General features: G+C 39.7%; 7 protein-coding genes. 5 read left to right on the top strand and 2 right to left on the bottom strand.

What is annotated here, in order from left to right:
* The first annotated feature begins 5 nt into the window (after positions 1 to 5).
* Positions 6 to 2,798 (top strand): alpha-L-rhamnosidase, encoded by a 2,793-nt coding sequence (locus L1N97_RS16330; protein WP_229588349.1) that lies wholly within the window; start codon positions 6 to 8, stop codon positions 2,796 to 2,798.
* Between the two features lie 138 nt (positions 2,799 to 2,936).
* Positions 2,937 to 4,748: a glycoside hydrolase family 43 protein gene (locus L1N97_RS16335; protein WP_229588347.1), complete on the top strand. Its 1,812-nt coding sequence runs from the start codon at positions 2,937 to 2,939 to the stop codon at positions 4,746 to 4,748.
* A gap of 585 nt (positions 4,749 to 5,333) precedes the next feature.
* Here the strand turns inward: L1N97_RS16335 and L1N97_RS16340 are convergent.
* On the bottom strand, positions 5,334 to 7,829 hold the full coding sequence (locus L1N97_RS16340; RefSeq protein ID WP_236130529.1) for a heparin lyase I family protein: 2,496 nt from the start codon (positions 7,827 to 7,829) through the stop codon (positions 5,334 to 5,336).
* Positions 7,830 to 7,911: 82 nt separating this feature from the next.
* Between L1N97_RS16340 and L1N97_RS16345 the strand changes: the two genes are divergently transcribed.
* Both L1N97_RS16345 and L1N97_RS16350 read left to right on the top strand, forming a co-directional pair.
* Positions 7,912 to 8,577 (top strand): RpiB/LacA/LacB family sugar-phosphate isomerase, encoded by a 666-nt coding sequence (locus tag L1N97_RS16345; RefSeq protein WP_229588530.1) that lies wholly within the window; start codon positions 7,912 to 7,914, stop codon positions 8,575 to 8,577.
* A gap of 696 nt (positions 8,578 to 9,273) precedes the next feature.
* Positions 9,274 to 10,881: a BNR-4 repeat-containing protein gene (locus L1N97_RS16350; protein ID WP_229588531.1), complete on the top strand. Its 1,608-nt coding sequence runs from the start codon at positions 9,274 to 9,276 to the stop codon at positions 10,879 to 10,881.
* 84 nt (positions 10,882 to 10,965) lie between these two features.
* On the opposite strand, the gene L1N97_RS16355 is transcribed toward L1N97_RS16350, so the two are convergent.
* A complete protein-coding gene (locus L1N97_RS16355; RefSeq protein WP_229588532.1) occupies positions 10,966 to 12,441 on the bottom strand; it encodes a sulfatase-like hydrolase/transferase in 1,476 nt (491 codons plus the stop codon).
* A 1,305-nt stretch (positions 12,442 to 13,746) separates the two neighbouring features.
* Here L1N97_RS16355 and L1N97_RS16360 point away from each other — a divergent pair.
* The gene (locus L1N97_RS16360) at positions 13,747 to 16,848 is read left to right on the top strand and encodes a TonB-dependent receptor (RefSeq protein WP_229588533.1); all 3,102 of its coding nucleotides are present in this window, start codon (positions 13,747 to 13,749) and stop codon (positions 16,846 to 16,848) included.
* Positions 16,849 to 17,100: the final 252 nt, after the last annotated feature.

Genomic DNA, 17,100 nt, shown 5'->3' on the forward strand with positions numbered 1-17,100 from the left:
AGGCTATGTTGCAAATTAGCAGGATAAACTGGATCCTGCTAATTGTCATTGTGCTGTCCTGTTGCACGTACGTCAGTAAAGCGTTGCTAAAGCAATCTCAAGGGCAAGAACAGCACTCAATTATTATAGAAAAGTATAAAGTACCTACTCTGTTAGTTGTAGGTGAGGGGTTCACCAATCCTATAGGCTATTACGAGTCAGTTCCTCGCTTTTCCTGGCAGTTACCTGCAAGTGAAAATAGGATGCAACTGGCTTATCAAATTCAAGTTTCTTCTGGTTTCAATAAAGTACCCGCAGAACCCCTTCTTTGGGATAGTGGTAAAGTGAACTCTGCACAAAATGCATGGATTAAGTATCAGGGGCCAACGCTTCAGTCTCGACAACAGGTCATGTGGCGCGTACGTTATTGGGATCAGGATGGTATAGGTTCTGATTGGAGTGATCCACAGTCAATTGAACTTGGCTTGTTATCCAACAACGATTGGCAAGGCAATTGGATAGGACATCCGGATACCAACCCTGCGCGTATGCCAAGTAAGGCAACCTTAGCAACACCTCAATATTTGCGTAAACCTTTTCTATTAAAAGATGATGTTGCTCAAGCTCGCTTATATGTATCGGCAAAAGGTTTATTCAAAGCCTTTATAAATGGCAGCGTTGTTGCCCCAAATGATGTGATGACGCCTGGTTGGACACCTTATTCCAAAAGAATAGAAACACTGACCTATGATGTCACATCGTTGTTGAGTAAAGGACAAAATGTGCTTTCAAGTGTCATAGCAGGTGGCTGGTATGCCGGTCGAGCGTTTGATCAAGAAGAGCAAGAACATCGTTTACCAGCTCGTTTTCTTGCCCAATTAGAAATCACATTAAAGTCAGGTGAAATCCAGATAATTAAATCGGACGACAGCTGGTTTGTTTCTCAAGACGGCCCTATTCGTTTTGCTAGCATTTATGACGGTGAAAAATATGATCAAGCAAAGGTTTTATCGGGTTGGAACACCGTTAATTTCGACATCAATACAAGTTCAAAATGGGTTTCTGTGCTCTCCGAACCGGTCAATGACGTCTTAGCCCTAAGGCCAAAGCGTCACGCTCCCATTCGGCACAAACAAACAATTCCCGTGCAGGCAATAGTGTCTAAAGCAGACAGTCACCAAAAAGGCATTGCAGTGTTTGATTTTGGCCAGAATATGGTGGGGGTACCACGCATCAAAGTACCCGCTATTGCAGGGCAGGAAATAACAATACGCTTTGCAGAAGCCTTGCACAAAGGCGAGTTTTATACAGAAAACTATCGAAGCGCAAAATCCACCAATACTATATTGCCGAATCAAACCGGTGAAATTTGGTACCAGCCCACCTTCACATATCACGGTTATCGCTATATTGAAATATCTGGTTTTGATAGTTCTTTTTTACCTCAAAGTGACTGGGTTGAAGCGTTAGTTCAACATTCAGATGTTGCGCTTCATGCTGGTTTTACCAGTTCACATGATAAGCTTAACAAGCTATCAGAAAATATATTGTGGGGTTTGCGCAGTAATTTTTATGACATACCATTAGATTGTCCACAACGGGACGAACGCCTGGGATGGACAGGTGATGCACAAGTCTTCGCGACTCCTTCTATGTATTTAGCTGATGTTTATGGTTTTTGGGCTGCATGGTTGCAAAGTGTCAGAGAAGACCAATCTGTTGAAGGAAAAATTCCACTATATGTTCCTCATGTGGAATGGAAAATTGACTGGGCATCTTCTGGATGGGGTGATGCCATTACAATTATTCCTTGGGATTTGTATATTCTGACTGGCGACAAGCAAATAGTGCAAGATAATTACCCTGCGATGAAAAAGTGGGTTGAGTATCATGAGACTCATGCTAGCCATTATATTTCGACCATGAACACCTTTGGTGATTGGTTACAGCCATTTTCGCAAGGAGAGGGTGTTAAGGGTAATCGAGGCGATACTGATTTTAGCTACATATCCACAGCCTATTTTGCACGCTCAGTAGAGCTAACAATGAAAGCGGCATTAGTTCTAGGTAACACTCAAGAAGCAGAGTACTTTTCAGCTCTTCATAAGAAGATAACAACAGCATTTAGAAAGGAATTTTTGGACGAAAATCTGCTACCTAAATTAGGCAAACCGACACAAACTTTTTATTTACTAGGTCTGTCTTTTAACTTATTTCCTGAAGACAAAATAAAGCAGGCGCAAGCACTTCTCATTGAGCAAGTGGTGTTAGCCGACAATTATTTAAGAACAGGATTTTTAGGTACGCCGATGTTACTTACAGAATTGCAAAAAAGTGGCAGAACCGACCTTGCCTACCATATTCTATTTAATGAAACTTACCCTTCTTGGTTTTATTCAATCAACAATGGTGCTACTACCACTTGGGAGCGGTGGAACTCTTATTCACTTCAAGACGGGTTTAACCCACAAGGAATGAATTCCCTGAATCATTACGCCTACGGTAGTGTTTACCGATGGTTCTTCGAGGGTATTTTAGGCATTCAAGCAACGGAACCAGGATTTAAAACTATTCAGATTGCACCACAATTAGGCGAGCAACTAGATTACGCTAGCGGTGAATATCTTACCCCTCAGGGAACAGTGAGGGTGGCATGGCAAAAAAGCCAAGGTTTACTATCTATGCAAATTACTGTGCCATCTAATACCACAGCAAATATTGTGGTTCCTCAAGGTTATTTAGTGGGTGCTACGACTGATTTGTCAAAATTATCTCCTGGTAATTACTCCTTCACTTTTCAAAGTGTGGGTCACATGTGATGACTGCTGTATGCAGCCTTAGACGGTATTTCCATATTCTTACTGTTCACGCTTGAACAGAAAATCAAAACTTGTAACAAATGTTAGGCAAGAGCATTCATGGTGCCTGTATTCGTTTATATAGAGGTAGTGATAGTTATGAAATGTCATTCTTATATGATGTATAAGCTAATAAACTTGATTTTAATGCTGCTGCTTGTTGGTTGTACCGCAGAAATAGAATCGTCAGTTGTGGATAAAACAGATGTAAAACCCACGCTAATGATCCCAGCAAAAACCGGCAGTTTTGGAGACCAAGGAGACGGTACTTACATTAATCCCATATTGAATGCCGATTATCCGGATTCAGATATTGAACAAGTGGGTGATACTTATTACATGATCACCTCTAAGCAGCATATGTCACCAGGTATGCCGATTCTTGAATCGAAAGACATGGTGAATTGGCGTAACGTTGGTCACGCCTTTCCTAGCTTGTCATGGGCTCCTGAGTACAATTGGAACCGAATGAATGGCTATTCGTTCGGCGTATGGGCGGGTGATATTGCCTATCATGAAGGCCTTTGGTACGTGTATCAAATCGATTATCAGCACGGTTTGATGGTGACTACAGCAAAAGACATTCGTGGCCCATGGAGTGAGCCTCTTATGATGTTGTCGAAAAAAGATGTACTAGATGATCCCGCCGTATATTGGGATTACGAAACCCGTAAAGCTTATATATTAATCAATACTGGTCTTAAACAAAAGGGACCAGAAAACACCATTGAAGGAAATGAAAACCGCATTTATGAAATGAGTTGGGACGGTACCAAAATTCTTGATGAAGGTGAATTGGTGTATACCGGTTTGGGAGCAGAAGCTGCTAAAGTTTATAAGATTAACGGTTATTGGTACATTTTCATGGCTCAATGGACAATGGATGATAAATCGACCAAGCCAGGAGTTAAGAACCCCAAGAACGATAGAAAACAATTAGTGCTGCGTTCAAAAGAGAGTATTTACGGTCCTTATGAGGTACGCATCGTGCTGGAGAAAGGTTCTGTATTTAACGACCGAAGCGCAAGTCAAGGTAGTTTGATGCAAGCACCAGATGGCTCATGGTGGTATATGCATCAGCTTATTCAAAATGATGATATCCCTTTCCAAGGTCGCCCACAGGTTCTTGAACCCGTAACGTGGGTAGACGGCTGGCCTATTATTGGAATTGATGAAGATGGCGATGGTATTGGCGAGCCGGTGTGGCGTTATAAAAAGCCTATCGATGGTTATCCAATTACAGCACCAAATAGTGATGATAATTTCTCTTCTGAAATTTTAGGATTGCAATGGGAATGGAATCATAATCCACGAAATACTCATTGGTCGCTTACCGAAAGGTCAGGTTGGTTGCGACTTAAAGCCAGCAAGATTTTACCCGCCAACCCCAGACACGGACCTCAGAACAATGAATGGACTAACGACGACGGCTCAGACACGGCTTTCTGGCGAGCTAGCAATACACTGAGTCAACGTATCATGGGGATCACCACAGGCACAGCTGTTGCAAAATTTAACCTTTCAGGGATGCGACCAAATCAATTGGCTGGTTTTGTTCGCTATGGTGGTGTTTACAACTTGTTAGGAGTGCATATGACTGAAGATGGCAAAAAACATCTTTTTTATATGAATACATTTGCAGAAAAAGTCGTAGGGCCTGAGGTAATCGCTGATGAATTATTTATCAGGACTTCTAATGTGCGTGACAATGGTACCTATGAATACAGTTTTGATGGTAAAGCATTCAAAGCATTTGGTCCTAGCTTCAAAATTGAATTCGGCAAATGGACTGGGGACCGCTTAGGGTTCTTTACTTGGAATGAGAAAGAAGATGCGGGTTATATCGACGTAGATTGGTTTATTTATGATTACGACGGTCCAAAAGCTGCGCGAGAATTAAGTGTAAATTGACAAATCACTTGCGAGTTTAACAATGATCTTGTGAGGCTAAGTTACGATAAATTTGCTTCATCAACTAATATGGAACACCTCCAAATAAGGCGCTTTTTTTATTATTAATATGAAGAGCGCCTATTTTTTAAGTATATATACTTTAATCTTGATAAAATTCATAAGATTACATGGGCTTAATTTGGGGCAAAATTGTGTTATTCGGTAGGAGATTAAGAGTTAAAAGCAGATCAGTGTCTTTATTCGATAAACAGTAAATCTACAATTGTTGCACCGTTATTCTACAGGCATCTAGTGATGCTTGGTTGCACAACAACGTCTCTTGTTGCTTAAGATCAATACCTCGATTATTTCGTTGATAATGGCTAAAAATGTTCGGATAAAACCGAAAAGATTGATCGGATTCGACCGAAAGCAGTGTTCGGATTCATCCGCAACATGCATCGCGTAACACCGGTGGGTAGCCTAGAGGTGAAGATATAGCCATAAAACAAATAATGTTGTAAATATGGCACTAATATTTACTTAAGAAGTTTACAAAAAATTAGTTAAGTTGAGTTGCAAGGATTCTATGAAATAGTGCAATCATGGCGATACGTCTGAATAAGTAGCGTTTTTATCGATACTCATTTTAATTGAGTCTAAGTATAAAAAGTGATCGTTTTTCATCACGCTTAGGTCACCATTAAAGTACATGCCCCAAGACGGGTATATACCTTTTTCATCATTGTAACCAAATTGGATATTGTGTTTATCAAGCACTTTATTGCCATCTACCCAAAGCTCTAATCGGCCGGTTTTTGCATCTGAATAATCTACTTTTGCGTGAAGTACAAAATCGACCCACCTATCGAGGTAATCTTTCTTTTCACCTGGGATAGTAAAGCGCCCTGTTCCTTCACCTTTTGTTGTTGGGCTTAGCTTATTAGCATCCCATTTCCAAGCACCTTGCAGACCATCTGGTGTCAATGTAAGACTAAACGGTGGATTCCTAGAAGGCTCATTCAGATGCTTATCTGCGCTGCCGTGAATCTGAAAAAACAGCCAGGGATTATTTTCATCTTTAGTTCCTTTTTTTGGAAAGTACATGCTAAAGCCATACCATGCCTCAGTACCCATTACGTCAGGCGTTTTATGTCCATGGAACATGGCTTTACGGTCAACATTATCGACCACGTTTGCTTTACCGTTGAAAGCCGCTGGATGGGTATGGTGCCAAATAAGTTTGGCTGAGTATTGCCCATCACGCACTATTTTGTTTTCTAACTTAAATGCGTGTTCGCCTTGAAGTTGATTAAATAGAAAGTTTGCTTCTAGGTTTGGATTAATTCCTGGCATGAAGCCGCGAGGATGAGTAGCGTTCCAACCACCTTTTTCAAAGGATTCTGCAATAATTGGGATATCCCGCTTGTTTCCGCGAAACTTGCCTTCATGCCAAAGATACAACCTTTGTGCAGCACCTTTTTTTAGTGCCACAATAACTGCACGTGAATATCCAGAGCTGTCTTTAACTGCTTTGATTTGAATTCGTGTTTTGTTTAATACTAAATGCTGTTTTGTCACTTGCCAATCTTGACCGTTGTTACTGGTGGCCTCGGCAAGGATTATATTACCGTCATAGTTGCCATAAACAACGAGTGCAGCATGTTCTGCTTGCTCACTATGAAATGTTTCAAAAGCAGTTATCGTCTTGATTAGATTATTTTCTATATCCTTTACAGTGCGTTTAAGTGTTCCCGGCATGGGGAGGCTATGTGCCCATTTACCCTCTTTAAAAGCAGTCATCCGCCATTCGGAAAAGTCTTTGCTCCTTGCCTGATAAGCTAGCGCTGGAGAGTTATCCTCAAGTATTAGAGGCTTGGTACTAAATGGCGTTTCTTTTTTGTCTGTTGAATCAAATGCTAACATTTTTTCGTTTGCAATGCTTAGTGTAATGGGTAGTTTAATCTCTTCACCCTGTGCATTAAAAATCATGTCAGTCGTGGTGTCTAGGCGCATGTAATATGCGTTGATTCGACTGTAATGGGTTTTATCATGTATTTCTAGGAAATTACATTCATGCCATAAGTAGCTAATCGCTATTTCAGTGTCTGATATTTTGAGGGGGGTGATGTAAAACGTATCTACATTTATCGGATTATCCTGCTGGACAGTCGGTCTAGTGAGAATCACTGGTGGCTCAAAAGTTTGCTGACCATGTTTCATTTTGTAGTAAACCCAGGGTGATTTGTGCGTACCTGCCCTTGTAAACAAATAGATGTCACCATTCGCCATTTTGTAGCTTTTGGTATAAGACGCATAGGGCGAGATGTCAGCAACATAATCGAATTTACTTATATCATTTGGCTTTTCCGAAATAATATGTAGCATTCGACCGCCCGCATGGGGGGTATCGATTGAAAGAGGGTTGAGTCCATCTTCTCTTTCGCCACCATGTCCGCCGTAAACAATATGCAAATGGCCTTTGCTATCTTGTTCAATAATTGGGCGACCATGACTGTCTATTTTGCGGTCGCCTTTTGACAGTGTACTTTCACCAGCTTTGTATGGCCCTTGCCACACATGGCTTTTAAGATTGTAACTGGCAATGTAAGGGTCAGTCAGTTTTCCCTGATAGGTTATATAAAGTGTATCTCCTGAAATGTAAGACCAACCAGTATGTGGATTGCCGGGTAAATTTTCCGTAAAGTATCCTTCAGGTAATTCAGGAAGATTAGAGGGTTCAGATACCTTAGGGCCGAGATCCTCCTTGGACATATTATAAATTTGCTGGAACGTTTTATTGGCAGTAAACGCATCATAAAGTGGCTGGTATTCTGAATACTGACCGTATAAGTACTGATCTATACGCCAGCGCCAATATTCAACGCTTTCTGGATCGTTTGGGTCAGCTTGCATTGCAAGTATTTCAAAAACCCTATCTTGTTCTGAGTATTTTTGAATTAACTCTTCTCGCTGGGCAAAAAAAGCGTTTTCTACTTTATCACTCTTCGATTCTTTATTTGGGTTTTTACAGCCACTTAAAAATACCAAGCAGCAAACAACGATAATTGTTTTGAAAAAAACTGGCTTATTGATCATGTTTACTATCTTAATTTATACGGATATTGTATATTCTGGCAAATTACGTCATTAAAAATCAAGTTTAATCACATATTTTGATGTGAATCTACATGCTTTAGGAGTGATAATGAAAATCGCACTTATGATGGAAAATAGCCAAGCAGCTAAAAATGCAATGGTCTTAGCTGAATTAGAAGGGGTCGTAAAGCCTTTGGGGCATGAGGTCTATAACGTGGGTATGAATAACGAAAATGACCATCATCTCACCTATGTTCACTTAGGCATTCAAGCCAGTTTGTTATTAAATGCAAATGCAGTTGATTTTGTTGTTGCAGGCTGCGGCACTGGGCAGGGCGCTATGATGTCGTTAAATGCGCATCCCGGAGTATTATGCGGTTACTGCTTAGAGCCTACCGACGCTTTTTTATTTAATCAGGTGAACAACGGTAATGCTATTGCATTAGCTTTTGCCAAAGGTTTTGGTTGGGGCGCTGAGTTAAATTTACGTTATATGTTTGAAAAGGCTTTTACTTCGGGGGATCGCGGACAGGGTTACCCAACGGAGCGCGCTGAACCGCAGCAAAAGAATGCGGTTATTTTGAGTGAGGTTAAAGCCGCAATTGCGAAAGATACTTTGCTTGAATCATTTAAAAACCTTGAACAGGAATTAGTAAGACAAGCTGTAGGTAGCGAGCGTTTTCAATCTGCATTCTTCGCAAACTGTGAAAGTGACGAATTGGCAGAGTATGTTAAAGGCTTAATTTAGGCCTTAACTATTCGGTAATGCTGCGAAGATCAAGGTGTGTGCTGTGAGTTTTCAACTCGTTATCGTAACTATCCCGCCCCTGCCAAATGCTCAAAATGATTTGGCGCATTGATTGATGCTATCTAGCAAATATTACACCTTTACAGGCTTTGGTTGGTTTTTTGATATAACCAACCAAGAACGAAAGTTAAAATAGCCACAATACACATCACGTACTTGATTTAAGCTTTGTTGAAAAGGCCACCTTAGGGAAAATAATTTAACGCTCAAAAAAACTGCTGCAAATAACTATTAATCATAATAGCGCCTTTAACAATGATAGGGCACTGCAATTATTCTGCGCTGATGCCCGTGAAAACATCCAACCAAGATGCTAGGTAAAAAACCGTCAGGTGCTAAAAGTCACAACAGTGAGATCGATAAATGAGTTAATTAAAAAAATCTACAAACACGTCACTTAAAACGGTTATTTCATCAATTTTCCTTAAAAAACTTTTATAAACGATTGGTTATAAATTTCCCACTTACATAGTTGGCTGATCTGGATTTGAATGACTATTTTTGGTTTAAAGTGAGTGAAATTGATTGTGAATTGTAATAGAGTAGTTACCTTGGCTGACATGCTCGCAATTTGTGTTGTTTGCAGATTCAGCAATTAAATACATTAACGACGCATCTAAAATGAGAATGAAACTTATGTTAGGTATTAAATTTGATTGTTTCACCCGCATTGCATTAGCTAAAGCATCACTATTTTCGGCGTTATTGCTTTGTCATGCATCGGTAAGTGCAAAAGTAACCTTGGAAACGCAAGTAAAAATTACCGAAAGTGGCCTCCATTTTGACGGCCAAAAACTAGACTTTGACAATTTCGCGAGCCCTGATCAGGGCGAAAAGTATGACTATTTCTTTGGAGCTAATATCTCTGCACACGGTGACGCAGTTAAAACATACAAGCACTATGTTTTCATGACCTGGTACAAGGGGGGGAAAGCATTACGAAACGTCATGCTCACCCGTTACAACACCTTAACCGGCAAGTTGGTAACCATAGAATTCCCGCATCGTCATACAGGTTTCCGTGGTAATCCCCTAGTGGGCGAATCTCATAACACCATTGGCCTAGCGATCAGCCCGGTTAACGGTACAATTCACATGGTTTATGACATGCACGCCTATGATGACAACAACCATGACGGAAAATTTAAAGACGATTTCTTCCGATACTCTTACAGCATTTCCGGTGCTGCTGATTTGCCAGATGAAAAATTTACATTGGATAAGTTTGTCAAAGATACTAGTGGAATTAAGCAAGATGATAACGATTACAAACATATCACCATGACCGGCAATATTGACGATAAAAATAATTTTGCAGGGTTGACTTATCCTAAATTTTTTACTACTACTGACGGTACCTTATTGCTATATATGCGACTGGGAGGCAATAACAACGGTGCTTACGTTTTTAACCGTTATGATGCTAATACTGAAACTTGGTCTAATTTCACTAAATTTAATGAAAAAGATCAGAAAAGCAAAGGCAATGCCTACAATTGGGGCCTTTATGGCAACATGAAGTATGTAAACGGTAAGCTTCGTGTTGGATTCCAACAACGTAGCAGCGATAACAATGATAAGTACAAGTATCAGAATGGTGTCTACTATGCCTATTCTGATCATCCTCAAGGATTTGGGGACTGGAAGGATCACAAAGGGAAATCCATTACTTGGCCATTGATTGATTCTGATGAAATTAAAATATTCGAGCCGGGTGACTATATAAGTCATAAAGAGGCAAATTCTGTATATATAGTTCGAAATTTTGATTGGACAGTAACTGAAAACGGCGACATTCACATGATTAGTTCGGTGTGTTCTACTGACAGAAATCGGCCTGATTATGAAGAAGTACATTTGCATTCTTACAAGCCCGCCGGTGCTGAAGATTTTATAATCTCTTCGGATTTTGCAGGTGCCAGCCAAGTTTATACGGCCGGAGACAATGTTTATATTGTTGGCTTGAGTGGAGGTCGGCCTTATGTTGAGAGAGCAAAAGGTGGAACGAATGATTTTTTTCGTGTTTATCAAGCTACAGAAGGACCTGTCTTTGATCACGGTACTCTCTACATTAAAGATGGCAAGGTTTACTACTTTCTAATGGAAAGAAAAACAGGTAATGCTATGCCCCTTTATCTTCAAATTATTGATTTAGATCTAGAAGGCGATAATCAGGCTCCAGTTGCAAGTTCTAATTCGCCATCTTCCTTGAGCATAAAAAAAGGCCTCAGCGAACAGTGTTGAAAGTCCATTTAAAGAGGGAGCCATTTAATCAGTGGCTCCATAAATTAATAAAAAACTGTTGCATACATTTTTATAATTGCGAGTCTACCGAGCTGATCCACAAGCGGGTGGATAGCCTCTTTTAACTTCGTGTAACTTACAATTTGTATTGTTAAAATATTCACGACGTTTTACCTCTTCCGTTCTTTGGCTTTCAAAATATTGAATAGACTTAATTGTTTCCTCTCGAAGAGTTTGTAAAACTGAGCTAAATTTCTGGGATGTAGCAAGGTTTATTTTTTCCTCAGGGTCACTGTTCAGATCGTATAGCTGCTCATATCCATTTTTATAAAAATCAATGTATTTCCATCGTTCTGTTCTAATACCCACCATAGGTGGAATTGATGCGTGTTTAGGTTGATACATATGCTCAAAAAAGAAACTGTCACGCCATTTTGGAACAGATTCTCCGTAAATTAGAGGAAGTAGACTCTTTCCCTGATAGCTATCAGGGGCTTTAATACCAGCGAAATCGAGAATCGTTGGTGCAATATCAATATTAAGAGCAAACTGCTGTACCTTTACTTGTTTTGCATTTTGCTTGCGCGGGTCAAAAATGATTAGCGGCACACGTAAAGCTTCATCCCAACCAAACCATTTGCCAGCCAGCTGCCTCTCGTTCATAAAATATCCATTGTCTCCGGTATAAATAATTATGGTGTTTTTGTCTTCGCCAGTTTGCCTCAAAGTCTCAATAATCTTGCCAACGGCAGCATCAACACTGCTGATAGCTCGATAATGACGTTTTGTCATCTTTTGGTAAATTACATCAGTGCCAAAACGAAATTTCCAGCGTTGACGAGCAATAGATTTTTTTAGGAAACTTGGCAGTTGTTCAAAATTTTCATCTTCAGATAACTTCGCCGGAGGAATAACGTCTTCTGCATATAATGTTTCAAACTCTGCCGGATAATGAAATTGGTCTTCCAAATCACCATCATGGGCATGAGGATTCCAGAAGTTAACTGACATAGTCCAAGGTTTGGATGACTTACTTGCTGACTTTATAAAGTCACTAGCGAGCGCAGCAATGTAATAGGTCTGTGGAATTTCTTCTCCATCATAAACTTCTGTTTTCGATTGCAGTAGGGGTTTAAAAAAGTCAAATCTATCTTCTTGACGCCCGGATATCTTGATTTCGTATTTGCCCACAAACGCAGACTGATACCCTTTTGATTTCAGGATTTGAGGGTACATGTTTCTTGATTCAATTTCTCCTGTTGTGGGTTGGGAGAAAGTGAAATCATGAGTACGTTCAGTTAGACCAGTGAGGATACTGATCCTGCTTGAGGCACAAATGGGTGTTGTGACAAAAGTGTTTTCAAATGAAAACCCCTTGTTTGCAAGTTCATCTAGATTCGATGTTTTTATAATTGGATGCTTGTAGCCAAGTAGATCCCAACGATGGTCATCAGCCAATATAAATAGTATATTTGGCTGCTCCTCTAAGGCTTCTTCAGTTGAATGGCAGGCGTTTAGTGCAATAATCATCGAGAGAATCAAAAGGGTTTGTATTTTCATGGTTGTCCTTTATTAAATACAATCGTGCGATTTAACGCCGAGTAAATCAGCTCCACTATTCTCTAGGAGTTTTGCTCTGCCTAAGCTCTAGAGAGAATATTGAGTGTTTCACTAACTTGTGGCTAGTTTGACTTTACTTATTTTGAAGTAGACTTCGGCATAGTTTTTTACAAACACCTGTCTAGGAAATAACTAAACTTACTGTATTTTTTGTTTCACAATCATTTTCTCCAGTTTTTGTGACGTCGCTCATGTCCATCTTTGTAGATTAAATGTGTTCTAATTTATCTCATTCGATTAAGCCATTTGTAATGTGGTAATTAAAACGAAATCAACGAAATGAAATTATGTATTGTTTTTCTTAACAGGATCCGTAAGTTTATCTGTTGTAGCGAATTTGTTATGCATATAGGATTGATAGTCTAAATGATGGCTCTCCAGCAATTAAGTATTGCCTCTTTCAAACATGTTAGACCTATGTATCACTGCTTGAACCCACGGATAAGAGTTTGATGTAGCATTCTGATTGGGCTCAGCACGGCAGTTGGAATTTAAGGTTATTAATTTGATAGCGGGTGAGCTTGATTCTCAGTGTGCTTTATTAATAAAACTATACTTAAACGAGTTTAGGTGTTTAGAATCTAAAATTCATGATTACCATTATAGCATTAAATCACTTTCAGTCAAATTGGGTCAGCTCAGGCCCAAAAGTTATTGAGAAACAGGATTTATGCAGTGGTAAGAGCACCGAGGCTTGCTATTTTTAGGCTTTCAGCGCGACAGTCAATCATCCGTTTATGTCTAGTTATGCTTGGTTTCAATTCTTGGTTGGAATGACGATATGGAAAGCGAAGATAAAAGTGTAAAAGTAGCAATGTTACTGACAGGCACAAAGAAATAAGTTCACTAAATCATGCGATTGCTTTAATATTGGTTTTTCAGCTAAAAAGCTATTTTATTCAATATGTTGCTTGTCATTGGTCTTGATTTCCATAACCTAACGGTTAATCGGGAAAATCGGCAATTTGTTATCACTCGATAGTGAAACGATAGCACTTAACAAGCTTAAGTGAATTCGTCTATACGTTTAAAGCAACCAGTGTTTTCCAGCAAATTCTGTCTCAAAAACATAGATCTAACTTTTATGGTTAGAATAATGTCAAAATTCATCGAATTGTAATGATTGGAAAAGATTGAAAATGGCTGTTATTGGTGTTATTTTGGGCTTGCGGTTGGTGAAAATTTATTAAAATAAAGCATCTCTTTCTAATTTGATGATTGAGAACCTTATCGTGGGGACAGGATATGAAAACAAGAAATAACAGGTTTAAAACGGGTTCGGCAGCATTATTATTAGCAATCAGTACACCAAGTTTGATTGCACAAGAAGTTAGTAAAGCTCTTAACTCTGAACAAGAAAGCATAGAAGTAGAAGTTATAGAAGTGAAAGGCGTCAGATCGGCCTTAGAAGCTGCACTGAATATTAAAAAAGAATCAGCTTCTGTCGTTGATGCTATTTCAGCAACAGATATTGATGAGTTACCAGCTCTAGATTTGGGAGAGGCCTTACAAGCATTACCGGGCATCCAGTTAAATCGTGATAGTGAAAGCCGTGATTCAGAAATAAGTTTACGCGGGTTACCAGGTGATTTTGTTAAAACAACAGCGATTGGTCAATCCATCACCACACCAAGTCGTAGCGAAGGTGCAGCTGGCGAGTCTAACCCGTTTGGGGCATTTGAGGCAGGTATATTCGATGGCGTCACAGTTATTAAGAGTCCTACAGCAGATTTACAAGCGGGTGGTATAGCTGGAATTGTAGACCTTCAATTTCAAAGAGCATTAAGTAAAAGAGATGGTTTATTAAAAGTCGATTTAGGTACACGGTATGAGGATTTGTCTGAAGACTTCAATACCAACTACCGACTCCAAGGTGTTAAACATTTTATGGACGGTCGACTGGGTATTGCGTTTAAAGTTGCCGGCTCAGGGCAAAACTATCGCCGCGATACTGTTAATTTCACACAGTATACTGATTTAGTCACTTTTAATCAGGAAACTGGCTTACAAACAGGTGTTCGACCAGTTATCAGTGCAGAAGCAATCGACGCTTATCGAGCTCAACATGGATTGGAAGATAATTCGCAAATACGTGTTATTTCTCGTGCAGGTCAGGCTGCAGAAGTACAAAATGGTGATCGTCATTCTGGTGCTTTAAACTTTGAATTTAAGGTGACTGATGACCTTAAACTTGGCTTAGACTACATATATACTAAGCGTACACTTGATCAAAGTAATTTAGAAGATACACAGTTTCTTCTACGTAGCCAAGCAGATAACGCGCAGCAACAAATAACCTTGTTGGGCGCACCTTCCCGTTCTGGTTTTGCAGGGCCTGGTGATCCTCCAAGTTATACTGTGGGCCATGCACGTATTACTAACGTGAATTGGTTACCCGCTAACCGTTTACTTCAATTTACTGAAGACGCAAAAGGTCTTTATCTGTATGGTGATTATATAAAAGACGACTGGGTAGTTGACGGGACTTTTTCCAAATCAGAATCAGAAAATTTTTTCATTAACGAAGGCATTGATCTTCGTCACCAAGTCGACGGCAGTAGAGGAAGTTTCAATCCAACCGGTATTGACATAGAAATTAATACTGGGAATGGTGACTTGAGTCAGGCGTTTATTAACGTATTAAACCCATCTGCTCTTAATTCATATATATATGATGGTAATTGGAGTTCTCCATCCGTTACAGGTTTCAATAGTGGACTGCCTCGTTCCGTTAATGGAAATAGAAGAGTCGATTTTTATGTCAATGGTCGTGTCGATAATCCAATACGTGAAATGGATTCTGGTGAATTGAATGTTTTACGTTATACCAACTTTGGATTTAGAGATGTATTTCGGTTGGATTCCTTGAAAAGTGGATATCGTTATCAAAAAGAACAGCTTATCAATAATGACCTTCGTATAGGTGCTGGTGGTATTAATGTTGGCGCATTAACGACTGCGAATATATTTGGGAATGCGAAACTGTTTGTGGAAACTCAGGGGGGATTCTTTAATGGGGAATTCCCAGGTGCATTTGGTCCTGAGACTGGTTGGGTCACAATTGACTCAACAAATCTTCGCCCTCTTCTTCAAAGCGGTATTCTTGATAGGCTTCCAGCAGGTTCTCAATTAGCTTCTCCTACCGGTTGGGCTGTTCATCAAACTCAAGGAAGAAATACGTTTTTTGCCCGTAACTTTGACACGACTCAAGACATTTCTGCTGCGTATTTAATGGGCAACTTCAGCGGTCAACTGGGTTCAGTTTTATATTCAGGTAATTTAGGTTTTAGAAGAATTGAAACCGATAACGTTTTCACTGGTGCATTTATTGATTCTGATGGCGTGTTACAACAGCGCACTTTAGGAAATAGTTACAGTCATACCTTGCCATCATTGAACATTAAGCTCGAATTAACGGAGGACGTTATCTTGCGTTTAGCGAGCTATGAAGGAATTGTTAGACCCAATCTGCGAAGCCAAAATCCAACCACCATCATCACGGCAAATGAAGATGATGATGGTGATGTGACCAGTGTGCGTGTGGATTTACCATCTTCCGATGTGAAACCATACACTGCGGAGAACTTTGATATCTCTCTAGAATGGTATAACCGCGAAGGTAGTGCGATTTCTATCGGTTTCTTTGAAAAGGAAATCACTGGTTTATTTGGTACTGCGCCAATTTGTGGTGATGATATACCAAGTTATGTAAGTGATGGTTTGTTTGGTCCAACAGGTCTTGTTGAAGGCAGCGGTACAGGCGGTATAGAGTGTCGTGAATTAGAACCTTTCACTGATTCCCAAGGGAATGTTAGTGATTCCGCTCGTCGCATTACTGTTAACCAAGCAATTAATACAAATGGCTCAATTAAAGTAACTGGTTATGAATTAGCAATTCAACAAAAGCTCGATTTTTTATCATACCCTTGGAATGGTTTTGGTGGTGTATTCAATTATACTAAAATTAATACTGACGAGTCTGCTGATGGAACAACTCTATTAAGGGTATCGCCAGAGTCATATAACATAATTGGTTATTGGGAAAATGATGGATTTAGTATTCGTTTAACATACAACTGGCGAGATGCTCAGCAACTATCTCAAAACATCATTTTAGATGGAACGAATAGTGGCTTCTTAGGAACTGATGCACGTTTTGAAACGGCCCGTGGACGTCTTGACATGGCTGCTTCTTATACCTTCAACCGTAACTTCAGAGTTGACTTACGTGCGTTCAACTTAACTGCAGATCAAGGTTATGAGTACATCGGTGGTAACAAAGACGCAGTTAACCGCATCCGTTATGATGGTCGTACTTATAGTTTCGGTGTCAGTTATACCTTTTAATAGTATTTCTTGAACACTCATCTTTAGATTAGCAAAAAGCCCAATAACATATTTTGTTACTGGGTTTTTTTATTTGTCTGCTATGTTGGCTTTTGTGCATAATATTGTAAGTCTTTCTGCTGAATAATGGTAAGCGTCCGGCCATCACATCTTTTATTTGCTGACTGATCACGCATCATATCTTTCTGTGTTGCCAACAATGAGAGTTATGTATGCCTGCTTTAAAACAACCCGATATACGTCGGTTCTTTT

Origin of the sequence: Rheinheimera sp. UJ63 (assembly GCF_021568285.1) — a bacterium.
Classification (GTDB): Bacteria; Pseudomonadota; Gammaproteobacteria; order Enterobacterales; family Alteromonadaceae; genus Alishewanella; species Alishewanella maricola.

Bases quoted from the DNA above. Each gene is read 5' to 3' on its own strand.
- L1N97_RS16340 (WP_236130529.1), bottom strand. From the start codon at position 7,829: ATGATCAATAAGCCAGTTTTTTTCAAAACAATTATCGTTGTTTGCTGC.
- L1N97_RS16335 (WP_229588347.1), top strand. From the start codon at position 2,937: ATGAAATGTCATTCTTATATGATGTATAAGCTAATAAACTTGATTTTA.
- L1N97_RS16350 (WP_229588531.1), top strand. From the start codon at position 9,274: ATGTTAGGTATTAAATTTGATTGTTTCACCCGCATTGCATTAGCTAAA.
- L1N97_RS16330 (WP_229588349.1), top strand. From the start codon at position 6: ATGTTGCAAATTAGCAGGATAAACTGGATCCTGCTAATTGTCATTGTG.
- L1N97_RS16355 (WP_229588532.1), bottom strand. From the start codon at position 12,441: ATGAAAATACAAACCCTTTTGATTCTCTCGATGATTATTGCACTAAAC.
- L1N97_RS16360 (WP_229588533.1), top strand. From the start codon at position 13,747: ATGAAAACAAGAAATAACAGGTTTAAAACGGGTTCGGCAGCATTATTA.